17 protein-coding genes are annotated in these 21,687 nt (G+C 63.2%); 5 read left to right on the top strand and 12 right to left on the bottom strand.

Going from position 1 to position 21,687, the window contains the following annotated elements:
- Positions 1-161: 161 nt before the first annotated feature.
- Together pncB and gcvA are read right to left on the bottom strand one after the other, a co-directional pair.
- Positions 162-1,466, bottom strand: coding sequence for a nicotinate phosphoribosyltransferase (gene pncB, locus RFM98_RS19920; protein ID WP_320310472.1), 1,305 nt, complete (start codon positions 1,464-1,466; stop codon positions 162-164).
- Between the two features lie 199 nt (positions 1,467-1,665).
- A complete protein-coding gene (gcvA, locus tag RFM98_RS19915) occupies positions 1,666-2,640 on the bottom strand; it encodes a transcriptional regulator GcvA (protein ID WP_320310471.1) in 975 nt (324 codons plus the stop codon).
- A 210-nt stretch (positions 2,641-2,850) separates the two neighbouring features.
- Between gcvA and speB the strand changes: the two genes are divergently transcribed.
- The 4 genes from speB (at position 2,851) to RFM98_RS19895 (ending at position 6,182) form a co-directional block, all read left to right on the top strand.
- On the top strand, positions 2,851-3,906 hold the full coding sequence (gene speB / locus RFM98_RS19910; RefSeq protein ID WP_224631519.1) for an agmatinase: 1,056 nt from the start codon (positions 2,851-2,853) through the stop codon (positions 3,904-3,906).
- Between the two features lie 74 nt (positions 3,907-3,980).
- Entirely contained in the window at positions 3,981-4,790 is an 810-nt protein-coding gene (locus tag RFM98_RS19905) for a transporter substrate-binding domain-containing protein (RefSeq protein ID WP_320310470.1), read from the top strand.
- Between the two features lie 79 nt (positions 4,791-4,869).
- A complete protein-coding gene (locus RFM98_RS19900; protein WP_320310469.1) occupies positions 4,870-5,538 on the top strand; it encodes an amino acid ABC transporter permease in 669 nt (222 codons plus the stop codon).
- Positions 5,535-6,182, top strand: a complete 648-nt coding sequence (locus tag RFM98_RS19895; RefSeq protein ID WP_320310468.1) for an amino acid ABC transporter permease — start codon at positions 5,535-5,537, stop codon at positions 6,180-6,182. The genes RFM98_RS19900 and RFM98_RS19895 overlap by 4 nt, the downstream gene beginning before the upstream one ends.
- Positions 6,183-6,215: 33 nt before the next feature.
- Here the strand turns inward: RFM98_RS19895 and RFM98_RS19890 are convergent, their stop codons facing one another.
- The 4 genes from RFM98_RS19890 to RFM98_RS19875 form a co-directional block, all read right to left on the bottom strand.
- A complete protein-coding gene (locus RFM98_RS19890) occupies positions 6,216-7,619 on the bottom strand; it encodes an MATE family efflux transporter (protein WP_320310467.1) in 1,404 nt (467 codons plus the stop codon).
- Between the two features lie 260 nt (positions 7,620-7,879).
- Positions 7,880-10,690, bottom strand: a complete 2,811-nt coding sequence (locus RFM98_RS19885; protein ID WP_320310466.1) for a DUF3131 domain-containing protein — start codon at positions 10,688-10,690, stop codon at positions 7,880-7,882.
- Entirely contained in the window at positions 10,687-11,964 is a 1,278-nt protein-coding gene (locus RFM98_RS19880) for a glycosyltransferase family 2 protein (protein ID WP_320310465.1), read from the bottom strand. Before RFM98_RS19880 ends, RFM98_RS19885 begins: the two co-directional genes overlap by 4 nt.
- On the bottom strand, positions 11,961-13,016 hold the full coding sequence (locus tag RFM98_RS19875) for an NAD-dependent epimerase/dehydratase family protein (protein WP_320310464.1): 1,056 nt from the start codon (positions 13,014-13,016) through the stop codon (positions 11,961-11,963). Before RFM98_RS19875 ends, RFM98_RS19880 begins: the two co-directional genes overlap by 4 nt.
- 447 nt (positions 13,017-13,463) lie before the next feature.
- On the opposite strand from RFM98_RS19875, the gene RFM98_RS19870 reads away from it, so the two are divergent.
- Positions 13,464-14,810, top strand: coding sequence for a nucleotide sugar dehydrogenase (locus tag RFM98_RS19870; protein ID WP_320310463.1), 1,347 nt, complete (start codon positions 13,464-13,466; stop codon positions 14,808-14,810).
- Positions 14,811-14,985: 175 nt separating this feature from the next.
- Here RFM98_RS19870 and RFM98_RS19865 read toward each other — a convergent pair whose 3' ends face one another.
- From RFM98_RS19865 to RFM98_RS19840, 6 genes are all read right to left on the bottom strand, one after another.
- Positions 14,986-16,572, bottom strand: coding sequence for an FGGY-family carbohydrate kinase (locus RFM98_RS19865; protein ID WP_320310462.1), 1,587 nt, complete (start codon positions 16,570-16,572; stop codon positions 14,986-14,988).
- Positions 16,569-17,252: an HAD family hydrolase gene (locus tag RFM98_RS19860; RefSeq protein ID WP_320310461.1), complete on the bottom strand. Its 684-nt coding sequence runs from the start codon at positions 17,250-17,252 to the stop codon at positions 16,569-16,571. The genes RFM98_RS19865 and RFM98_RS19860 overlap by 4 nt, the downstream gene beginning before the upstream one ends.
- 123 nt (positions 17,253-17,375) lie before the next feature.
- Positions 17,376-18,854, bottom strand: a complete 1,479-nt coding sequence (locus tag RFM98_RS19855) for a mannitol dehydrogenase family protein (protein ID WP_320310460.1) — start codon at positions 18,852-18,854, stop codon at positions 17,376-17,378.
- A 185-nt stretch (positions 18,855-19,039) separates the two neighbouring features.
- Positions 19,040-19,810: an L-iditol 2-dehydrogenase gene (locus RFM98_RS19850; protein WP_320310459.1), complete on the bottom strand. Its 771-nt coding sequence runs from the start codon at positions 19,808-19,810 to the stop codon at positions 19,040-19,042.
- On the bottom strand, positions 19,807-20,811 hold the full coding sequence (locus tag RFM98_RS19845; protein WP_320310458.1) for an ABC transporter ATP-binding protein: 1,005 nt from the start codon (positions 20,809-20,811) through the stop codon (positions 19,807-19,809). The genes RFM98_RS19850 and RFM98_RS19845 overlap by 4 nt, the downstream gene beginning before the upstream one ends.
- A gap of 46 nt (positions 20,812-20,857) precedes the next feature.
- A complete protein-coding gene (locus RFM98_RS19840; RefSeq protein ID WP_320310457.1) occupies positions 20,858-21,682 on the bottom strand; it encodes a carbohydrate ABC transporter permease in 825 nt (274 codons plus the stop codon).
- Positions 21,683-21,687 lie beyond the last annotated feature (5 nt).

Raw genomic sequence — 21,687 nt, 5'->3', positions numbered from 1 at the left:
CGGCTTTCGCCAATTTTCGACGTCGCAGAAAGAGGCGGGGCGCCCGAAGCTGTCAATCTCCCCCCTTGCGGGGGAGATGTCCGGCAGGACAGAGGGGGGTGGGCGGGAACTCAACTTATCCGAATTCCATATGTGGCCAACTCGGGTGAATTAGACGCCCTCTACACCTTCACCAACTGCTCCACCCGCCCCTTCTCGCCGAAAATCCTCAGATACCGTTTGATCTCCTTCCCGTCCCCGGTCGCCTTGGCGGGGTTGTCCGACAGCTTCACCGCCGGCCGGCCATTGGCCTCCGTCACCTTGCAGACCAGCGAAATCGCATCAAGGCTGTCGGTTTCGGTCGGGGCGCAGCCTTCGAAGTCGTTGGTGAGGTTGGTGCCCCAGCCGAAGGACATGCGCACCTTGCCGCGGAAATGCCTGTAGGTCTCCTCGATGGTCTCGACCTCGAGGCCGTCGGAGAAGATGAGCAGCTTCTGCTTGGGGTCCTTGCCCTTCTTGCGCCACCAGTCGATGATTTTTTCGCCACCCTCGATCGGCGGCGCGCTGTCGGGGCGGAAGCCGGTCCAGTCGGCGACCCAGTCCGGCGCGTCGCGCAGGAAGGAGTCCGTGCCGAAGGCGTCGGGCAGCACGATCAAGAGATTGCCGCCATAGTAGCGCTGCCAGTCCTGCAGCACCTTGTAGGGCGCCTGGCGCAACTCCTGCTCGGAATTGGCAAGGGCTGCAAACACCATCGGCAGTTCATGCGCGTTGGTGCCGAGCGCTTCGAGGTCGTTGTCCATGGCCAGAAGCACGTTGGAGGTGCCGGTGAAGGCGTCGCCGATGCCTTCCTTGAGCGCCTCGACGCACCAGCGCTGCCAAAGGAACGAGTGGCGGCGTCTCGTGCCGAAATCGGAAATGCGGATGCCCGGCAGCGCCTTCAGCCGCTCGGTCTTGGCCCACATCTTGGCCTTGGCGCGGGCATAGAGCACGTCGAGCGCAAAGGGGCCGTAGGAGCGCATGGCCGCGCGGGAGCGGAGCTCATTGATGATGGCGAGCGCCGGGATTTCCCAGAGCGTGGTGTACATCCACGGCCCGGCGAAGGAGAGCTCATATTGGCCATCGCGTTTGGAGAGCTCGTAGTCGGGCAGCCTGAAACCTTCCAGCCAGGCTAAAAACTCCGGCTCGAAGATATGCTTGCGGCCGTAAAAATTGTTGCCGCCCAGCCAGATCATTTCCTTCTTGGAGAAGCGCAGTGTGCGGGCGTGGTCGAGCTGCTCGCGCAATTCGCCCTCGTCGATATCGTCGGCGAGACGCACCGAGGTCGTGCGGTTGATCAGCGTGAAAGTGGCGTCGACCTTGGGATACATGCCCCAGATCATCTGCAGCATCAAAAGCTTGTAGAAGTCGGTGTCCAGCAGACTGCGGACGATCGGGTCGAGCTTCCAGGTATGGTTATAGACGCGCCGCGCTATATCGGTTTTTGCCATGCTTGCTCACCCATAAAGCACAACGCACGGAAACGCCGGCGCCACGCTTCAAGTCCTCGTTTGAGCAATTCCGGAGGGAAGACCGTCGCGCGGTCCTCCCGGAATTGCTTTAGCCAACTGCCTCTTAGCACTGTATTTTCGAACGCGCTTGCTGCTTTGCAAGCTGGCCCGACAAAAAGCAGCTATGCAAGTCCAGCCATCAGGACGACGCTCTTGCTCCTATCACCTTGAGGGCAGGACGTTTCCTGCGGCTGGGCACACGGCCGGCCACCGGCGCGTCGGCGCGCCCCTCGTCCTGTTCCTTCTCGGCGAACAGCCAGTCGATGAAGAGCTGGACGATCGGCGCCGAGCGCATTTCGTTGCGGCAGACGACGTAGAAATCATCGACCGCCGGCACCGACAATGTGAAGGGCGCGACGAGCATGCCCCTGGCGAGCAGAGCGCGCGCGGTGACGGAATCGCCCAGCGCCACGCCATGGCCGTGCACGGCGGCCTCCGTCGCCATGCGCGCGTCGCCCAGATGATGGCGGCGGCCGCGCTCCAGATCGAGCGCGTCGGCGGCGGCCAGCCAGGTGTGCCATTCGCGGCCGTCGTCACCATGCAGGAAGACGTGATCGGCGAGATCGCGGACGCTGCGGATCGGTCGGTTGTTGATCAATGTCGGGCTGACCACCGGAAAAAGTTCCAGCCCCGACCATTTGCGCATCCAGCAATCGGTCCAGCTGCCGTCGCCGTAATGCACGCAGACATCGATCTGCGGAGCGCGAATATCGCGGGCGTCGTTGGACGGGATGAGCGTGAGCTGGATATCAGGATATTGCGCGGTGAAGGAGCCTAGCCGCGGCGTCATCCACAATAAGAGCAGCGCCGGCACGCAGGACACCGACAGCGCGCCGGCGCTTGCCGGCCGCGTCATGCGCTGGGTCGCGGCGGCGATGCCGTCGAAAGCGGCTGACACCGCCGGCAGGAACTCGGCGCCATGCGGCGTCAGCTTCACACGCTGACCGGTGCGCTCGAAGAGTTTTACGCCGAGCGACTGCTCGAGCGCCTTGATCTGGTGGCTGACGGCGCCATGCGTGACATTGAGTTCGCCCGCCGCCTTGGTCAGCGAGGCGTGCCGCGCCGTGGCCTCGAAGGCGCGCAACGGGTTCAGCGGCGGCAGGCGCTTGGCCATGGAGTGCTCCTACTTTGTGAGATTTTCTCACAACAAAGACCCTAACAATATCAATTGATTTTTCAATGCGGCTGCCCGACACTTTTGCCCGGAACAGCTTCAAGAGACGTGGTATCCGCAGGCCAGCGGGGGCAACGATCCAGCCGAAAGGCTGGCTTGGCAGCCACCTATGCGGGCAGCACCCGCAAGCAGGCACAGAGGAGGACGGACATGGGTTACGATCGCGGCAAGCTCGAAGCGTTGCGCCGCAAATATGGCGAGAGCCATGGCGGCGAGATGTTCGACCCGAAATTCCGCAAGGTCGCCGACAAGATCTTCAACAAGTCGGGCACGCGCCTCGCCCCCTATTCCGGCATCCCCACCTTCCTCGCCGCGCCCTACCGGGAAATTGCCGCCGACAATCCTGATTTCGGCGACCTGCAAGTGGCGATGATCGGCGTGCCGATGGATCTCGGCGTCACCAATCGTCCCGGCTCGCGCTTCGGGCCGCGCGCGCTGCGCGCCATCGAGCGCATCGGCCCCTACAATCATGTGCTGGAATGCGCGCCGACGCATGAGCTGCGGGTCGCCGACATCGGCGACACGCCATTCCGCAGCCGCTATCGGCTGGAGATCAGCCATGAGGACATCGAAAAGCGCACCAACCAGATCGTCGATGCCGGCGTGCTGCCGCTCTCGGTCGGCGGCGACCATTCGATCAGCCATCCGATCCTGAAGGCAGTCGGCAAAAAGGCGCCGGTCGGCATGATCCATATCGACGCCCATTGCGACACCAGCGGGCTGTTCGACATGACCAAGTTCCATCATGGCGGACCGTTCCGCAACGCGGTGCTGGACGGCGTGCTCGATCCGTCGCGCACCATCCAGATCGGCATTCGCGGCTCGGCCGAATATCTGTGGGAGTTCACCTATGAATCCGGCATGACCGTCGTGCATGCCGAGGAGGTGACCGGGCTCGGCATCCCGGCCATCATCGAGAAAGCGCGCAAAATTGTCGGCGACGGCCCGACCTACATCTCCTTCGACGTCGACAGTATCGATCCGGCCTTCGCGCCGGGCACCGGCACGCCGGAAGTCGGCGGGCTGACGACGCGGGAGGTGCTCGAGCTGCTGCGTGGCCTGAAAGGCCTCAACATCGTCGGCGGCGACGTCGTCGAGGTGGCGCCGCAATATGACGCGACCACCAACACCGCCCATGTCGGCGCCCAGGTGCTGTTCGAGATCCTCAGCCTGATGGTGTTCAGCCCGGCGATCAAGAAGGGCTAATACCAAACCAATACGGCCGCCGCGCTGGAGCCGGCGGCCGGGTGCAACAACAAGCTTCCAGCAGGGGAACCACAATGACACTTCATGCCAAGTTCAAGTCATCCATTGCCGCGGCGATGATGCTCGCCACGGCGGGCTTCGGTCTCGCCACCCAGGCCGCGAAGGCCGACGCCGTCGATGACATCACCAAGGCCGGCGCCATCAATGTCGGCATCTTCTCTGATTTCCCGCCCTTCTCCTCGGCCAGCGCCGACATGAGCATCAAGGGCTATGACGTCGACGTGGCGCAGGCGATCGCCGATGCCTTGAAGGTGAAGCTCAACCTGGTCAGCGTCACCGGCCAGAACCGCATCCCTTATCTCACCGACAAGCGCGTCGATCTCCTGATGAGCGTCGGCTACTCCAAGGAGCGCGCTGAGGTGATCGATTTCGCCGCCGCCTACGCGCCCTATTACATCGCCGTCATCGGCCCGGCCGCGCTTGCCGTCAAAGGCAAGGAAGACCTCGCCGACAAGTCGATCGCCGTCAATCGCGGCACGCTTGAGGATACTTCTCTGACCCAGGCGGCTCCGGCTTCCGCCGACATCCGCCGTTTCGACAACTACAATTCCGTCATCCAGGCCTTCATCTCCGGCCAGACGCAACTGATGGTCGTCGGCAACGATGTCGGCGCGCAGGTGTTGGCCAAGCAGGACGCGCTGAAGCCGGAGCAGAAGTTCCAGCTGCTCACCTCGCCTTCGCATATCGGCCTCAACAAGAATGAGGACCGGCTGAAGAAGGCGGTGAACGATGCGGTCGCCAAGATGCTGGCCGACGGCAAGCTGGACGAGAGCTCGAAGGCCTGGTTGAAGACGCCGCTCAATCCCGACAACCTCAAGGATTGATCCCGAGCGGTTCGGCTCCCCAAGCCCCGAACCGCTTCCACTTTCTTCGCGCTAGGCGCGGCCAACAAGGTCAATCGCCATGGGCTACAGCCTGGACTTCGGCTGGCTTGCGGGTGCAGTGGGTGCGATCGCGCGCGGCGCGGGGACGACGATCCTCCTGATTGCCGTCACCACGCTCGCGGGAACCTTCCTCAGCATCCTGGGTGCTGCCGGCAAAAGAAACGGCCCCAAGCCGGTTCGCCTGGCGATCGCGGCCTATGTCGAGGTGATGCGCAACACGCCGTTCCTGGTGCAGCTGTTCTTCATCTTCTTCGGGCTGCCCAGCCTCGGCGTCAGGCTCGATCCGATCCTGGCCGCGATGCTGGCGATGACGCTCAACATGGCCGCCTACACGATCGAGATCGTCGGCGCGGGGCTCGACGCCGTGCCGCGCGGGCAGACGGAAGCCGCGCTGGCGCTTGGGCTGAGGCCGCGCCAGGTGTTCATCAAGATCGTGCTGCCGCAGGCGCTGAAGGTGATCTATCCGGCGCTGACCAGCCAGGTCGTGATCATGATGCTGGAATCGGCCGTGGTGTCGCAGATCGCGGTGCGCGAGCTGACCTACGAGGCCGATATGCTGCAGGCGCGCACCTTCCGCGCTTTCGAAACCTATCTGGTGGTGACCCTGGTCTATCTCGGCCTGTCGATGGGACTGCGCCGGCTGCTGGTCGGCGGCGGGCGCCGCGTTCTCGGAGCCGGCGTGTCATGATCGAGTTCACCTTCTGGGACATATTGCGCAACCTCCTGCTCGCCGCGCGCTGGACGGTGCTGTTGTCGCTCGCCGCCTTCATCGGCGGGGCGCTGGTCGGGCTGGTTGTGCTGTTCTTCCGCATCGCCAAGAACAAATGGGTGAAGCGGGTCGCCTCGGGCTACATCGCGCTGTTCCAGGGCACGCCGCTTTTGATGCAGCTCTTCCTGATGTTCTTCGGCCTGCCGATGCTGGGGCTGCGGATCGAGCCTTGGACGGCGGCGATGCTTGGGCTCACCTTCTTCGCCAGCGCTTATCTGGCCGAGATCTGGCGCAGCGGCGTCGATGCCCTGCCGCGCGGCCAATGGGACGCCGGCGCCAGCCTCGGGCTGCACTATCTGCAGGAGTTGAGGCTGATCATCCTGCCGCAGGCCTTCGCGATCACCCGCGCGCCGACCGTCGGCTTCCTGGTGCAGCTCATCAAATCGACGGCGCTGACCTCGATCATCGGCTTCGAGGAACTGGTCAGGACCTCGAACGCGATCAACAACGCGACCTTCGAGCCGTTCAAGGTCTATGGGCTGGTGGCGCTGATCTTCTTCATCATGTGCTTTCCGCTGACTCAATACGCGCGGCGCCTGGAGCAACGCGCCGGAACGCACTAAGCAGGCTGCCGATCGTGCCGACAGCCTGTCTTGTCAATGCCCGAAGGACAGCACCGGCGCGATGCGGTCGCGTCTGAGCCAGCGCGTCAGCAGCAATGCCGCCACCACGGCCAGTCCCGAGGCCAGGCCGATCCAGATGCCGACGCCGTTCAGGCCGAAATGGAAGGCGAGCAACACGCCGAGCGGCAGGCCGATGCCCCAATAGCCGATCGCCGCGTAGATCATCGGCACCTTGGTGTCGTGCAGGCCGCGCAGCATGCCGGCGGCCACCGCCTGGGCGCCGTCGAAAATCTGGAAAAGTGCTGCAAACACCAGGAACGACACCGCAAGCGTGATCACCCTGGCATTGGCCGGATCGGCGAGATCGATGAAGGCGCTGATCAGCGCATGCGGCCACAGGATCATCACCAGGCCCATCAGCGCCATGAACGAGACGCCGATGACGAAGGCGGTCCAGCCGGCGCGCGAGACGCCTTCCGGATTGCCGGCACCATGCGCCAGGCCGACGCGCACGGTCACCGCCTGGTTGAGGCCGAGCGGCACCATGAAGGAGATCGAGGCGATCTGGATGGCGATCGCGTGCGCGGCCAGCGAATCGGCATCGATCAGGCCCATCAGCAGGGCCGCCGCGTTGAAGATCGTCACCTCGAAGGCGAGGATGCCGGCGATCGGCAGGCCGAGCCTGAGCAGCCCGCGAAAGCGCGGCCAATCGGAGCGCCAGAAGCGGCCGAACAGACGATAGCGGCGGAACTTCTTCTCCTTGATCACCACCGCCGCCAGGCCGATGAACATCAGCGTGCTGGAGAGCGTGGTGGCGAGGCCGGAGCCGGCAATGCCCATCGATTTGACGCCGAGATTGCCGAACATGAACACCCAGTTGAAGACGGCGTTGCAGGCGACTGCGACGAAAACGATGATCAACGCCCAGCCCGGCCGCTCCAGGGCCGAGATGAAGGAGCGCAGCACGATATAGAAGTAGAAGGGCAGCACCGACCATTGCAGCGAACGCAGGTAGATGCCTGCCTGATGCGCGAGCTCCGGCTTCTGGCCCATGGCCAGCAGCACCTGTTCACCATGCCAGAGGAATACCCAGATCGGGACCGAGATCAGGATCGCTAGCCATAGGCCCTGGCGCACGGTGCGGCGCAGGTCGCGCACCGAATGGCGGCGACGGCCAAGCTCGGTCGCCATCATCGGCGAGGTCGCAAGCATCAGGCCAAGGCCGAAGATCAGCGGCATGAAATAGAGATTGGAGCCGAGCGCGCCGGCTGCCAGCGTATCCGGCCCCAGGCGGCCCATCATCATGACGTCTGTCGCGGTCATGGCGGTCTGGCCGAGATTGGTGAGCACCATCGGCCAGGCGAGCGCCAACGTCGCCCTGATTTCCTGACGCCAAAGATTTTCCGGCGCGCGAGCGCCGGCTTCGATCGCAGACATTATTCCGCTCTTTCAGATCGCGGCGCATCGGGACCATGCCCGGAAGCCGCACTGCAAACGGCGGAAATGCGCCGTTTGCGTCGCCTTGTGAACGAAATGCGACATTTTGGCAAGAGAGGAGGGCTGGCTAGCGATTGATCCAGCCAATGCAAGCCACCGTGGCCCGTCGCGATGGCTGCCAGGTCGCTACCAGGTGCGACCAGCTACAGCGACACGGGCCATTGGGCGACATGCGACGCCGACGCCGCCCCCGGCAAGGTTCAGGCCTCCGCCGACGAAAGCAGCGGTTTGCGGCCGCCGAGTATGTAGGCGGCCGACTCCAGGATGATGCCGTTGGTGTTGATGTCGGTGACCTCGATGCGCTTGCCTGTCCGCTCGGACACTCCAGCGGAAAAACCCATTCCTTTCATCTTGGCGCGCTCCCTGACATAGGCCACGAGCTTTTGCGCGTAATCGCCCGGCCGGGCCGCGAGCCATAGATAGGCGCCTTTGGAATTGACCAGCCGCAGCGAGTCGGAAAGCTTCGCCGCCTTGTCGGGCGCGGAGGTCTTCAACGTGTCGACCGGGAAAGTGCCGCCATCGTCGGTCAATTGGTAGCCCTGATAGGTGAAATACGGAGGCCCGGCCATGGCGGTCTCCGAAACACAGGTCAGGATGCCGGTATCCCGGAAGCGCTTCATCTGAGCGGCGTAGAGGATGTCCGCGATGAGGCGCCCGTGCGGTGACCCGCCCAACTCGATTTCCTCGGTGACATGGGGTTCGGTCGCGATGCGGCCGCGCCGCTGGATTTCCGCCATGGCCGCGAGGGCGGCATCCATGTCGTTGCTCGGATCGGGAGTGGTGAACGCCGGCGATATCGCCTCGCCCCAGAGGCTGTATCCGCGGCCGGCATAGCCGCCATAGCTGTTGTACTGTGCCGACGAAATCTTGCCGGCGTCACTGACCACATGCAACTCGCCGTCTTCGAGGACGGGCCCGAACGACCAATGCTGCACCAGCTTGAACACCGGGAAAGCACCGGCCGTGTAGCTGTCCAGAATCTTGAGCGCAACCAGCAGGCGTCCAACGTCGGCACTGTCGAAGCCATCGCGCTCGCCGCCCTTCGAGCTAAGCCGCCGCTCGGTATTTGGGAGCTTCACCCCGGCAAAGCTGAAGTCACCCTGACCCAGGAATGCGAGAATTCGATTGATCATCTTCTCGAATTCGGTCTGGTCGATGATGCGCAGGCGCTGAGCCGAAACCGCCGCCAGGATGTGCGATCCGGTATCCCACATCGTTGTGAACGGATATCCGGTCTGCTTGCCGAATTCGATCCACGACGTGGCGGGCGCCATGCCGTTGAAGTTCTTTGCACCCCAGTCGAAATAGGTCCAGGCCAGTTCGGCATCGGCTCTCAGCGCTTCCTCTTCCAGCCGATGCGGATCGGGTTTTCTCCAGTCCTTCACCGACACGTCGGCGCGGGCTTGCCTGATACGATCCAGCTTCGGCATCGCCGGGCAGACGGCTTTGTAATACTCCGCGAAATTGATCAGCGTCGTGCCCGGCTCGCCCGACATCCGAGCGATGGAGTCGAGTATCGCTTTCTTTTTTTCGGGCGTTTTGGCGGTGTCCGGGTGAACGCAAAAGACCGCGTCATTGTCCGCTCCAAGGTAATCGAAAACCTGTTCCTCGGAGAAATAGGGAAGGTCGCCCGTCCAGGCGCTTTCGAACTTGATGGTGTTGGACACATGCAGGAGTCCGTGCCTGTCGAGCCCATTGAACCAGCGCAGGGTCCCCTTCTCGGCGGCGAATATCGGCGTCCCTGTGCCGGCCACGGCATTGAGCGTGTTGTCGTCGAAATCGTCGTTCGGGGGAATATAGGTCAGCGGCAGCCTGCCGGTGGAGCGGTAGATTTCGCTCATACAGTCCCTGATGAGGTCGACATCTTTTCCGAGCGAGTTTCCGAGCAGTTCGGAAGGCGTATGGTGCCAGCCATGTCCCGCAATATCATACCGCTGGTCCGCGAGCATCGATTGCAGATAGGCCTTGCTGCTTTCGTCCGCCGACAGCAGGCCCGCCTTGGGAGCCGGGATGATGGCGTTGGTGACTGGATAGCCAGCTTCAATGAGACCGCGCACGAAGGCCATGTGGCTCGGATCGGTATCGCTGTCGAGACGCAGGTCGTCCACCCTGACCACAATGTAGCGCCTGCCGGTACCGCGGCTCTGCGCATAGAGCTTTTGCGGGGTCAGGACACGCGCGGCGCCGGATGAGGTGGCTGCAAGCACTGCCATGGCAACGCCAGCCGCATAGTCGGCCGCATCCGCGTTGGACAAACCGGCGAGCGCGTCAAAGGGGATTTCAACGATAATCGGGTCGGTGTTGGCGGTAAGAGCCGCGATGTTCGGCGCAAGCATGGCCGGCGCCGTCAGGGCGGCGACAGTCCCGTTGCCCGATGTGGCGGATGTCCGCGCCGAGGCAAAGGTGTTCACAAGACCGGTGTTGGTCGTCCAGTAGCCGCCATCCGACGGCTGCAGGCCAACCTTGTCGTCGTGTTCTCCCGCGAGACGAATGACGGTGCGGATGCCGGCGGACCGCATCGATGCGGCGTCCTGGTATGATTGCAGCGGCTGATTGGTGGTCAGCGTCAGCGCGGTGATGACGGCCTTGGACTTGTAGCGGTCGAACGCATTGATCATCTGCGAGAATGCGGCCTGCATTTCGCCGGCATGCCGGGCCTGAAGATAGGGATCGGCTGCTACGATCTTCGCGGCATGGATTCCGAATTCAATGGCGTCTGGAGCCAGCTCCACGGACTGCCTGATCCACTTGGCCAGATTTGAGCTATAGCCCGGGATGCCACGGGGATCGCCGGCCATCTTGATGGTCATGGCGATCGGCAGGCCGGCGGACGAGAAGGCGTTTGCGACAGCCCCGAGCTTGCCGGTATCGGCGTCGGCGCCGACGCCGCTGATCGTCACGATCAACGGATTGGGCAGGCGCGCCGCGGCCGTGGCGACGCCCCTGCCGGCAACGGCCAGAAACGGAAGGCTGATACCGCCGAGAAGAACCGAACGCCGGGTAATGTTCATGAACGCCTCCTGTCGGCATCGGGGATCGCGTACCTCGCCGGGCTTACCCAACGACCGTCGGATTTCGCGGAGAAGGATTTGGCAAGGGCGCGCAGGAAAAGCGCGGCATCGAGAAGCCGTATGGCGGGAAAGGCGATGCCGTAGAGCATTAGGCTCGGCCGCCGCTCGATGATCGCAACGATAAAGGTGAGCGCATAGTCGACGGCGAGAAACAGCGCGAGGAGAATGAGAGGCGAGACCGGTCGTATCGCCAATTGGCCTATCGACAATGCGGGGATTTCAAAGCCGGTCGTCAAGTAAGCCAGGGTGGCCAACGGCAAGGCGAGGGCGAAAATCGATATGACGAGCAATTCCGCCAGCAAGCCGCCGAGCGAAAGCCAGAAACGGCTTGGCCAGACCCCGTGCCGGCGCACCGTCTGCCAGAAGCCGAGATACCAGCGTTGCACCTGTTTGCGATAGTCGGAGAGGTTGAAAGGGTCTTCCGACGAACATCGCGCTCTCGGCGTATAGGCGACGCGTCCCAGCCGTTTGTGCTGCACCTCGAAGGTCATGTTGAAGTCTTCGATGACAAGGCCCGGGGCCGTGATGTCGATCTGGGTCAGAGCCTGGGTGCGATACATGCTTGCAAAGCCAGGCGCGATATAGCTCACGCTGGTCCATTTCCAGGACTGGCCATACTGGAACGCCATCTGCAGGATCCTGTAGAGGCGTGTCCGATAGGCGGCGAAGAGCATATCCAGCGTCGGCAGGCGCTGATCGCGCCAGCGTGACAGGACATGGCCCGCGACGACGCAGACACCCCGATCGTCAAACAGCGGAAGGGCGTAGTCGAAATAGTGCGGGTCGATTTCGGAGTCGGCGTCCTGGATCAGCACGGCCTTGAACCGCTTGCAAAGGCGGTAGTGCTTGATAGCCCGGTCTATGGCCTTGGCCTTGCCCCCGTTGGGCTGGATATCAAGGGCCCTGCAGCCCAGGCTCCGGGCGATAGCCACCGTGGCGTCTCTCGATCCGTCGCTGGCAACATAGATCTGCCGGGCCGGGATAATCGCCTTGAGAGCGGCAATGCATTTGGGAAGCGCGATCTCTTCGTTATGCGCGGGAATGACGACCGCGACATCGGCGACCTTGATGGCGCGAGCGCCCGCGGCGACCTTGCGGCTGCCGAGTTCGGCGACGAAGCGCAGCAGTCCGACCGTGCACCAGAATGCGATGTTGATGCCCAGCGACGCACTGAGCACCATCAAGGTCAGGTTGAGGACGGCCGTCGCGCTCATGGCGAGGCGGGCTGCGACCGATCGCCCAAGACCGGCGCGCTGCCGCCCTTGCTGCGCGCGGAGCCGAAGGCCGCGCGCGCCGGCTTGATCTCCATCGAGGCAAGCAGATCCTGATAACTCTGGCGAATGCCTGCTTCCAACGGGATGTTCGGCCGCCAGCCAAGAGCCCGCAGCTTGGTCGTGTCCGGCCAGCGGCCGCGGTGATCTTCGATGAAATGGTCGCGAAAGGCAGCTTCCCCCGAGAGCCCGGTCGCCTTTTTCACCGCGGAAAAGAGATCGCGGACGGTGATCTGTTCGTCACCGCCGACATTGTAAACCTCGCCGCTGTCGCCCTTCTCGACGACCACGAGAAGCCCGTTCACCAGATCGTCGACGTGGAGAAAGGTTCGCGTCTGCGTTCCGTCGCCATAGATCGGCACGGGCTTGCCGGCGATGAGGCGCGTCAACATCTGCGGGATGACACGCTGATCCTTGGGCGACATGGCCGGGCCGTAGGTGTTGAAAATGCGCACGATGCGCACCTCGACGCCGTATTTGCCGCCCCAGAAGCGGGTTAGCGCCTCGCCGAAGCGCTTGCCTTCCTCGTAAGGACTGCGCGGGCCGACGGGATCGACCCGCCCGACGTAAGTTTCAGCCTGCGGGAAAACGTCCGGATCGCCGTAAGCCTCGGCGGTGCTGGAAAACAGGTATTTCGCCTTGCACCTGCGCGCGATCTTCAACAGGTTCAGCGTCCCGGCGGACGAGGCCATCAGCATCTGCTCGCCCAGCCGCTTGATGTTGGGAACACCCGTGGGACAGGCCAGGTTATAGACATGGCTGTAACGGCGACGCTGCACCCGGCGGCAAATCGTCGGATCGGCGACATCCATCTTGATGAACCCGAAGTTCCGATGCCGCGACAACTGGTCGACATTCGCCTGGCGACCGGTGGAGAGATTGTCGACGACATCGACATGCGCGCCCTGATCGAGAAGGCGACGGGCCAGATTGGTCCCGAGACACCCCGCGCCTCCCGCGATAAGGCATCTGACTTCGTTGCTGTTCATGCTCATAGAGCGACAATCCCCGCTTGCAAAAGAAGAGAGCCGCACCCCCTAATTGTGCGCCTTTCTCCATGAAACGAGGATTTCCCCAGGCAACGCAACTGATAGTTAATAATATGATAAACAACAGTGGTTAATTACGACCTTGTAATCATTGCCTTTTTTGGGACTTGTTTTCTAACGTGATCTAAAATGAAACAGGTACGTGCGAAACCGGCACAAGCAGCACACACTTGACAATCCGTGGAATTTTGATCCGGCGCGGACCGCTGTTCTTTGCCTTTGCGGCTTCGCGCAAGGCTCAGACGCGCATGAAACCTCGTGGCACGAGAGTTGCAACGCGACCCGCGACGATGTGGGGTTATGACGCCGGCTACCAGAAAGTCCTGTCCGTCAGAATTCACGGCATTGCAATGCGGCGCCGGTCCCGGACCAGCGCCACCGATGGAGGCAACAATGACTTTGACCGAGCAGGCTCGCGGCGCGACACTTCATTCAAGACTTGAATCACGAACGGCCACGATCGGCATCATCGGACTTGGCTATGTCGGGCTGCCGCTTGCCGCGGTTGCGGCGCGAGCCGGCTTCCGGGTGATCGGCTTCGATACCGACAACAGCAAGCTCGAGAGACTGAAAGCGGGCCGGTCCTATATCGGCGCCGTTACCGACGAGGCCTTGCAGGACATCAGCGCGAGCGGGTCTTTCCAGGCAACATCGGATTTCGCGGCCCTTGAGGAATGCGATGTCATCTCCATATGCGTCCCCACGCCGCTGACGAAGCAGCGCGAGCCCGATCTTTCCTTCGTGGAAGAAACAACGCGCGCCATCGCGGCCCATCTGCGCAAGCACCAGCTTGTCGTGCTGGAATCGACCACCTATCCCGGCACCACCGATGAGGTGATGAAGCCCATACTGGAAGCGACGGGCTACAAATCCGGCAGGGATTTCTTCCTCGGCTATTCGCCCGAACGCGAGGATCCGGGCAGCATCGGCTTTGAAACCGCTACCATTCCGAAGGTTGTCGCCGGCGACGGGCCGGTCGCTGCGAAACTGGTGGCGCTCTTCTACGGCGCGATCGTGGAGAAGGTGGTGCCTGTCTCAACCATCAAGGTGGCTGAGGTGGTGAAGCTGACGGAAAACATCTTCCGGGCAGTCAACATTGCTTTGGTCAATGAGCTCAAGGTCATCTATTCCGCGATGGGGATAGACATCTGGGAAGTCATCGAGGCGGCAAAGACGAAGCCCTTCGGCTACATGCCGTTCTATCCCGGTCCGGGGCTCGGCGGACATTGCATCCCGATCGACCCGTTCTACCTGACCTGGAAGTCGCGCGAGTTCGAGGTGTCGACGAAGTTCATCGAGCTTGCCGGCGAGATCAACGTCTCCATGCCGCACTATGTCATGTCCAAGCTGTCGGGAGCCCTCGACACGCAGCTTGGCCTGCCGTTGAGCCAGGCAGCGATCCTGATCGTCGGCGTTGCCTATAAGAAGAACGTGGCGGACGTGCGTGAAAGTCCGGCGCTCAAGCTGATCGAGCTGCTCGAAACACGCGCCGCGGACATTGCCTATCACGACCCTCATGTCGCGCGGATACCGAAGACGCGCAAACACCCGATGCTGGCCGGCAAGGATTGCATCCGCCTCAACCGCGACTCCATCGCGGCCTATGATGCGGTCGTCATCGTCACCGATCACGATGGGGTGGACTACGGGCTCCTGGCAAATCATTCGCGGCTGATCATCGACACGCGCAACGCCATGCAGCGCAACGGCATCGTCTGCGACCGGGTGGTAAAAGCCTGACGGAAACCGGAAATTTCTCACCTACGGCATGGCGCATCCGCAATGATGCGGCCCACGGCAGTGCCGGGCGACGAGTGCCCTGCAGTCCGGGTCGGTGTTTCCGGAGAAGGCGCAGCCAATCGCAAGACCACGGCTGCGCCCCAGTTCCTTGAGCGGAACGCCCAAGTCCGCCACGTTATCCAATGGCGTCGAGCGCCTGCCGCTGGCGGTGCATTTCGAGGAATATCCGGTAGTCGCGGTCGAAGCGCGCGCCGGCGGCCTTGTTGGGCGCGCGCGTCCTGCCGCCCTGCTGCATGGCGACACAGGCCGCGTTGAGATCGCCATAGAGTCCGGCGGCGGTCGCCGCCACCATGCCGGTGCCGAGCAGCACCGCCTCGTCGGCCAGCGGCTCGACCACCGTGCAGCCGGTGGCGTCGGCATAAAGCTCCATCAAAAGCGGGTTCTTGGTGTGGCCGCCGGTGACATGCAGCGTGTCGATCAGATAGCCGTTCTCGTTCAGCGCCTCCAGCACATGGCGCACGCCGAGCGCGATACCGACGGCGGTACGCCAGTAGAGCTTGCACAGACTGTCGAAGGAGGCATCAAGCGTCAGGCCGCTGATGACGCCGACCGCGTGCGGGTCGGCGAGCGGCGAACGGTTGCCGTGAAAGTCCGGCAGCACATGCAGCCGCGCCGCCAGCGCATCGCCGTCCTCGGCGCGCAGCTCGGCAACGCGGCTGGCGATCTTCATATGCATGGCCGCGTCCGGCTCGCCGCCGGCGCCGTGCCAGCGGATGATGTGATCGAGCAGCGCGCCGGTGGCCGACTGGCCGCCTTCCGACAGCCACAGCGTCGGCAGTGCCGCGCCGTAATAGGGCCCCCAGACGCCGGCAAAGGGCTGCGGGTCGGGCGACATCGCCATGACGCAGGACGACGTGCCGGCGATCAGCGCCAGATGCCGGCTGATGTTTCGCTCATCGCCGGCAAAGCCGCCGAGCACGCCGAGCGCGCCCGCGTAGGCGTCAATGACGCCGGCGCCAACCCGGCACTTCTCGGTCAGCCCAAGTTCCGCAGCCGATTGCGCCGTCAATGCGCCGATGTCAGCGCCGACGGAGCTGGCTTTCTCCGGCAGATTGCCGTGCTCGAACAGGTCGCCGAGGCCGACAAGCTCGAAGAAATCGCGCCGCCAGCTTTTTTCCTCATGCGCGAGATAGGTCCATTTGGCGGTGAGTGTGCATTGCGAGCGGGCAAGCGAGCCGCTTGCCTTCCAGGTCAGGAAATCGGCGAGGTCGAATAGATAACCGGCTTCATTCCATGTCTTCGGCAAATGACGCTTCAGCCACATCAGCTTCGGCGTCGCCATCTCCGGCGACATCACGCCGCCGATGTAATCGAGAACGGCATGACCGCTCGTCGTGCATTCATCGGCCTCGGCGATGGCGCGGTGATCGAGCCAGACGACGGTGTCCCAGCGCTTCTCGCCGGTGACCGAGACGCTGAGCTGGCCACCCTGCCTGTCGCGAACGACCAGCGAGCAGGTGGCATCGAAAGAGATGCCGGCGATTTCGCCTGCGGCGACGCCGGATTTCTGGAGCGCGACCCGCACGGCCTTGCACACCGCCGACCAGACATCTTCCGAATCGTGCTCGGCATGATCGGGCTTGGGCTGATGCATGGCGATAGGATGGTCGGCGCGGCCGAGCAGGTTGCCACGCGAGTCGAGAATGCCCGCGCGAGCGCTTCCGGTGCCGACATCGACCGCGCAAACAAAGCTTTTCGTCAAGATGCTTTTACTCTCGCTCCCAGGCCTGCAATCAGATCGGGCAATTGCAGCATGTCAGCGAATATAGAGTCCGGCTCCGTCGACGCAAGCCGCGCCTTGAGGGCGGGGTTGGACGCATGCGAGCCACCGGTGAATGCAAGGACGCGCATGCCGGCCGCGCGGGCCGCGGCAATGCCGGCGGGACTGTCCTCGATCACCAGGCAGTCGCGCGGATGCGCCCGCATGCTGGCGGCGGCATGGAGGAAAAGGTCGGGTGCCGGCTTGCCGCTTTTGACCATGGTGGCGCTGAAGAGATGCGGCTCCAGCAGCGAGAGCAGGCCGGTGACGTCGAGCGCGTAGCGGATGCGTTCCAGCGTGCCTGACGAGGCGACGCAGCAAGGCAGGCCGAGCTTCGGCAGCACCTCCTTGACGCCGGCGATCGGCTTCAGTTCCTCGCGGAATTTGCGCATCAGGTCGACGCGCATGGCCGTCAGATGTTGGTCGCTGATTTCGAGTCCGAAGTCGCGGCCGAGGATTTCACGGACGCTTTTCATGCTTTTGCCGAGGAAGTGCTCGTAGGCGTCGTCTTCGCTGACCGCGCCGCCGGCGCGCTCGATCATGCCAAGCAGCGCCGAGACCGAAAGCGCCTCGCTGTCGACCAGGACGCCGTCACAGTCGAAGATGACCAGTTCGGGCGTCATCGAGGCATGCTTCCAGCGCGCCTTGGATCAGGATAACGCTTCGTTGAATCGTCATCCCGATCCAACTCTTTGTTGGAGCGTGATCTATTCCGAAAACCGGTTCCCACTTTTCGGGATCACGCTCTAGAGCTTTCCGGCGAGATAGCGCGTCAGGGTTTCGCGCGCGCCGTTCGCCCACAGGACTTTCAAGGCATGGGCGAAGGCCTCGGCGAAGACGGGCGAGCGGCCGACATCGCCATAGATGTCCTCCATCGCCAGCCAGGCTTTCGGATCGCCCTTCGCCGCTTTCGCGGTCGCCTGCATGCGGTCCCAGCTCGGATCGTTCGGCTCGATGACGGCGCCGCTGTCGGTGGTGCCGAAGCAGTAGCGGCACCACAAGGCCGATTCCAGCGCGAGACCAGCGACGCCCTTGCCTGCCTTGAGCCGGTCGGCGATCGTCGGGATGATGAATTTCGGCTGGCGATTGGAGCCGTCGAGGCAAAGCCTGCGGATGGTGTCGCCGATCTTCGGATTGGAGAAGCGGCGCTCGATGAGCTGGTAATAATCCTCCAGATCGGTGTCCGGCACGGGCGGCACGGTCGGGATGATCTCGTCATGCTCGAGCTTGCCGAGGAAGGCCCGCACCAGCGGCTCCTGCATGGCTTCATGGACGAAATGGATGTCCATCAGCCCGGCCGGATAGGCGATGGTGGCGTGGCCGCCATTGAGGATGCGGATCTTCATCAGCTCGTAAGGCGAGACATCTTTGACGAACTGGACGCCGACCTTCTCCAGCGCCGGGCGGCCAGCGGTGAAATGATCCTCCAGCACCCATTGCTTGAACGGCTCGCAGAACACCGGCCAATTGTCCTCCAACCCGAAATCGTCGGCGAGGATCTTGCGCTCGCGGTCGGTGGTGGCCGGCGTGATGCGGTCGACCATGCCATTCGGGAAGGCGACCTTGTCCTCTACCCATTTGGCAAGGTCCTCGTCGATCAGCCGTGCCAGGCCGATGACGCCGTCGGACGTGACATGGCCGTTATGGGGGATGTTGTCGCAGGACATGACCGTGAACGGCACGATGCCGTCGGAACGCCTGCGCAGCAGCCCGGCGAGGATGATGCCGAAAACCGTTTTCGGCGCCGCGCCTGCTTGAGCGTCGGCAACGATGTCGGGATGGGCCGGGTTGAACTTGCCGGAGGCCGGGTCGATGAAATAGCCGCCCTCGGTGATGGTCAGCGAAACGATCTTGATCGCCGGGTCGGCAAGCTGGTCGATGATCGCGGCAGTATCGCCGGGCGTCAGGAAATCGATCATGGCGCCGGTGACGCGGGCGCTCATATGACCCTGGTCCTGCTCGACCACGGTCGTCAGCCAGTCCTGCTCCTCGAGCTTGGTGCGGCCAACCTTTTCACCCTCGAACACGCCGGCGCCGATCAACGCCCAGTCATGGCCATCGCCGGTGCCGAACAGGTCGTCGAGATAGACCGCCTGGTGCGAGCGGTGGAAGTTGCCGACGCCGAAATGGACGATGCCCGCCTTCAGGATGGAGCGGTCGTATTTCGGACCGGCGACCTTGGCCGGCAGCCTGGCGAGGTTCGAGGAAGAGAGTTTTACGGTCATCTCATTTTACCCTTTGGCCGATCGGCTTACCCTTTGGCCGATCGGCGGCCCGACTGTTTCCGCCTTCTTCGGGAGGGCGAGGATGAGGGGCAACACCTGGTGTTCCAGCATGCTGCCCCTCACCTGCCCCGCGGCGTCTTCTCCGGAGGAAAGAAGAGAAGCGCCTCCCCCTCAGCTCATCCCCGTCAACTCATCCATTGGCCGCCATCGACGTTGTAGGTCTGGGCGACGATGTATTCGGCCTCGTCGCTGGCGAGGAAGACCGCCATGCCGGCGAGGTCCTCGGGCTTGCCCATGCGGCCGTAGGGAACGCCCTCGCCGACAAGCCGCCTCTTCTCGCCTTTCGGCCGGTTCTCATATTTGGCGAACAGCGCGTCGACCTGGTCCCACATGTCGCTGTCGACGACGCCCGGCGCGATGCCGTTGACGTTGATACGGTGTTTGATGAGATCGAGCCCGGCCGATTGGGTGAGTGAGATGACAGCGGCCTTGGTGGCGCAGTAGACGGCGACCAGCGGCTCGCCGCGGCGCCCGGCCTGGCTCGCCATGTTGATGATCCTGCCGCCCTTGCCAGCGGCGATCATCGATCGGGCGGCCGCCTGCAGCATGAACAGCGTGCCGGCGACATTGACCGCGAACAGCTTTTCATAGCTCGCCTTGGTTATCTCGACGATCGGCGCTAGGTCGAACAGGGCGGCGTTGTTGATCAGCACGTCGAGCGCGCCGGTCCTGGCCTCGACCGCCTTCACCGCGGCGTCGATCGAAGCCTGGTCGGTCACGTCGAGCCGGATAGCGTAAGCAGCAGAACCGATCGCTTTCGCCGTCGCTTGCGCCGCTTCCAGGTTGATATCGGCAATCGCCACCGTCGCGCCTTCGCGCGCATAGGCTTCGGCGAAGGCCCTGCCGATGCCGCGCGCAGAGCCGGTGATCAGCGCCGATTTGCCTTTCAGCCTCACTGCGCCAGCGCCTTGCCGTCGGCGCTGAAGCGATGCAGCTTGGCCCTGTCCGGGCTCAGATAGACGGTGTCGCCATGCCTCACCGCAACCTCGCCGTCGGCGCGCACATTGACGGTACCGATGCCGTCGGCCTGGACGTGCAGGAAGGTGTCGGAGCCGAGATGCTCGGCAACGCCGACCGTCGCCTTCCAATCACCGGACGTGGTCGAGATGTTGAGATGCTCGGGCCGGATGCCGATGGTTTTGGCGCCATACTTTTCCGCTGGCGCGCCCTCGATCATGTTCATCTTGGGCGAACCTATGAAGCCGGCGACGAAGAGGTTCTTCGGCGTCTTGTAGAGCTCCATCGGCGAGCCGACCTGCTCGATATTGCCGGCGTTGAGCACGACGATCTTGTCGGCCATGGTCATGGCTTCGACCTGGTCGTGGGTGACGTAGATCATCGTCGTCTTCAGCTGATGGTGCAGCTCGCTGATCTCCAGGCGCATGGTGCCGCGAAGTGCGGCGTCAAGGTTGGAGAGCGGCTCGTCGAACAGGAAAGCCGAGGGCTGACGCACGATGGCGCGACCGATGGCGACGCGCTGGCGCTGGCCGCCGGAGAGCTGGCCGGGGCGGCGCTCGAGATAGTTGGTGAGGTTGAGCACGCGCGCGGCGTCCTTGACCTTCTTTTCGATGGTCGCCTGGTCCTCGCCCGCCATCTTCAGCGGGAAGGCGATGTTCTTGGCGACCGTCATATGCGGGTAGAGCGCGTAGGACTGGAACACCATGGCCAGCTTGCGCTTGGCCGGCGCCTCCTGAGTGACGTCGCGGCCGTCGATGGTGATGGTGCCGCCGCTGACGTCCTCGAGCCCGGCGATCAGCCTGAGCAGGGTGGACTTGCCGCAGCCAGACGGGCCGACGAACACCACGAACTCGCCATCCTCGATATTGAGGTCGATGTTCGGAATGATCGTCGTCGACCCGAAGGACTTGGAGACGTTCTTGAGCGTGATGTTTCCCATGGTTTCCTCCCGGGGATAGTCTTCGTCGTCCGCCGCTTGGGCGTTCTTACTTCACGGCGCCAAAGGTGAGGCCGCGCACCAGTTGCTTCTGACTGAACCAGCCCATGATCAGGATCGGCGCAATCGCCAGCGTCGAGGCGGCCGAGAGCTTTGCCCAGAACAGGCCTTGCGGACTGGAGAAGGAGCTTATGAAGGCGGTCAGCGGCGCCGCGTTGGTGGTGGTCAACCGGATCGTCCAGAACGCCTCGTTCCAGGCCAGGATGATGTTCAAGAGCATCGTCGAGGCAATGCCGGGAACGGCCATCGGCGTCAGCACATAGATGATCTCGTTCCACAGCGATGCGCCGTCCATGCGCGCCGCTTCCAGGATCTCGCCCGGGATCTCGCGGAAATAGGTGTAGAGCATCCAGACCACGATCGGCAGGTTGATCAGCATCAGCATGACGGTGAGGCCGATGCGGCTGTCGAGCAGGCCTGAGTCGCGGAAGATCAGGTAGATCGGGAACAGCACCGCGACGGCCGGCATCATCTTGGTGGACAGCATCCACATCAGGATGTCCTTGGTGCGCTTGGTCGGCGAGAAGGCCATCGACCATGCCGCCGGGACAGCGACCAGGAGAGCCAGGACGGTGGAGCCGACCGACAGGATCACCGAGTTCAGGAAGAACTTGAAATAGCCGCTCTGCGCCTGCACCTCGGCGTAGCTTTCCATGGTGCCCGACGGGATCAGGGCGAAGCCCTGGATCGCCTCCTGCTCCGACTTGAACGAGGTGATGATCGTATAAAGGATCGGAAAGAAGATCAGCAGGGCGACGATCCAGGCCGCGGCCGTGGCGATGGTCTTGTGCTGGGTGGTGACTGCGCGTGCCATCTTGT

This window comes from Mesorhizobium australafricanum (assembly GCF_033977265.1).
GTDB classification, from domain to species: Bacteria; Pseudomonadota; Alphaproteobacteria; order Rhizobiales; family Rhizobiaceae; genus Mesorhizobium; species Mesorhizobium australafricanum.
The sequence above is the reverse complement of the archived record's forward strand: the minus strand, read 5'-3'. Positions and strand labels throughout refer to the sequence as shown.

What these genes read in the sequence shown, in the direction of transcription:
- pncB (WP_320310472.1), bottom strand. Translation starts at nt 1,466, where the DNA reads ATGGCAAAAACCGATATAGCGCGGCGCGTCTATAACCATACCTGGAAG.
- gcvA (WP_320310471.1), bottom strand. Translation starts at nt 2,640, where the DNA reads ATGGCCAAGCGCCTGCCGCCGCTGAACCCGTTGCGCGCCTTCGAGGCC.
- speB (WP_224631519.1), top strand. Translation starts at nt 2,851, where the DNA reads ATGGGTTACGATCGCGGCAAGCTCGAAGCGTTGCGCCGCAAATATGGC.
- RFM98_RS19905 (WP_320310470.1), top strand. Translation starts at nt 3,981, where the DNA reads ATGACACTTCATGCCAAGTTCAAGTCATCCATTGCCGCGGCGATGATG.
- RFM98_RS19900 (WP_320310469.1), top strand. Translation starts at nt 4,870, where the DNA reads ATGGGCTACAGCCTGGACTTCGGCTGGCTTGCGGGTGCAGTGGGTGCG.
- RFM98_RS19895 (WP_320310468.1), top strand. Translation starts at nt 5,535, where the DNA reads ATGATCGAGTTCACCTTCTGGGACATATTGCGCAACCTCCTGCTCGCC.
- RFM98_RS19890 (WP_320310467.1), bottom strand. Translation starts at nt 7,619, where the DNA reads ATGTCTGCGATCGAAGCCGGCGCTCGCGCGCCGGAAAATCTTTGGCGT.
- RFM98_RS19885 (WP_320310466.1), bottom strand. Translation starts at nt 10,690, where the DNA reads ATGAACATTACCCGGCGTTCGGTTCTTCTCGGCGGTATCAGCCTTCCG.
- RFM98_RS19880 (WP_320310465.1), bottom strand. Translation starts at nt 11,964, where the DNA reads ATGAGCGCGACGGCCGTCCTCAACCTGACCTTGATGGTGCTCAGTGCG.
- RFM98_RS19875 (WP_320310464.1), bottom strand. Translation starts at nt 13,016, where the DNA reads ATGAGCATGAACAGCAACGAAGTCAGATGCCTTATCGCGGGAGGCGCG.
- RFM98_RS19870 (WP_320310463.1), top strand. Translation starts at nt 13,464, where the DNA reads ATGACTTTGACCGAGCAGGCTCGCGGCGCGACACTTCATTCAAGACTT.
- RFM98_RS19860 (WP_320310461.1), bottom strand. Translation starts at nt 17,252, where the DNA reads ATGACGCCCGAACTGGTCATCTTCGACTGTGACGGCGTCCTGGTCGAC.
- RFM98_RS19855 (WP_320310460.1), bottom strand. Translation starts at nt 18,854, where the DNA reads ATGACCGTAAAACTCTCTTCCTCGAACCTCGCCAGGCTGCCGGCCAAG.
- RFM98_RS19845 (WP_320310458.1), bottom strand. Translation starts at nt 20,811, where the DNA reads ATGGGAAACATCACGCTCAAGAACGTCTCCAAGTCCTTCGGGTCGACG.
- RFM98_RS19840 (WP_320310457.1), bottom strand. Translation starts at nt 21,682, where the DNA reads ATGGCACGCGCAGTCACCACCCAGCACAAGACCATCGCCACGGCCGCG.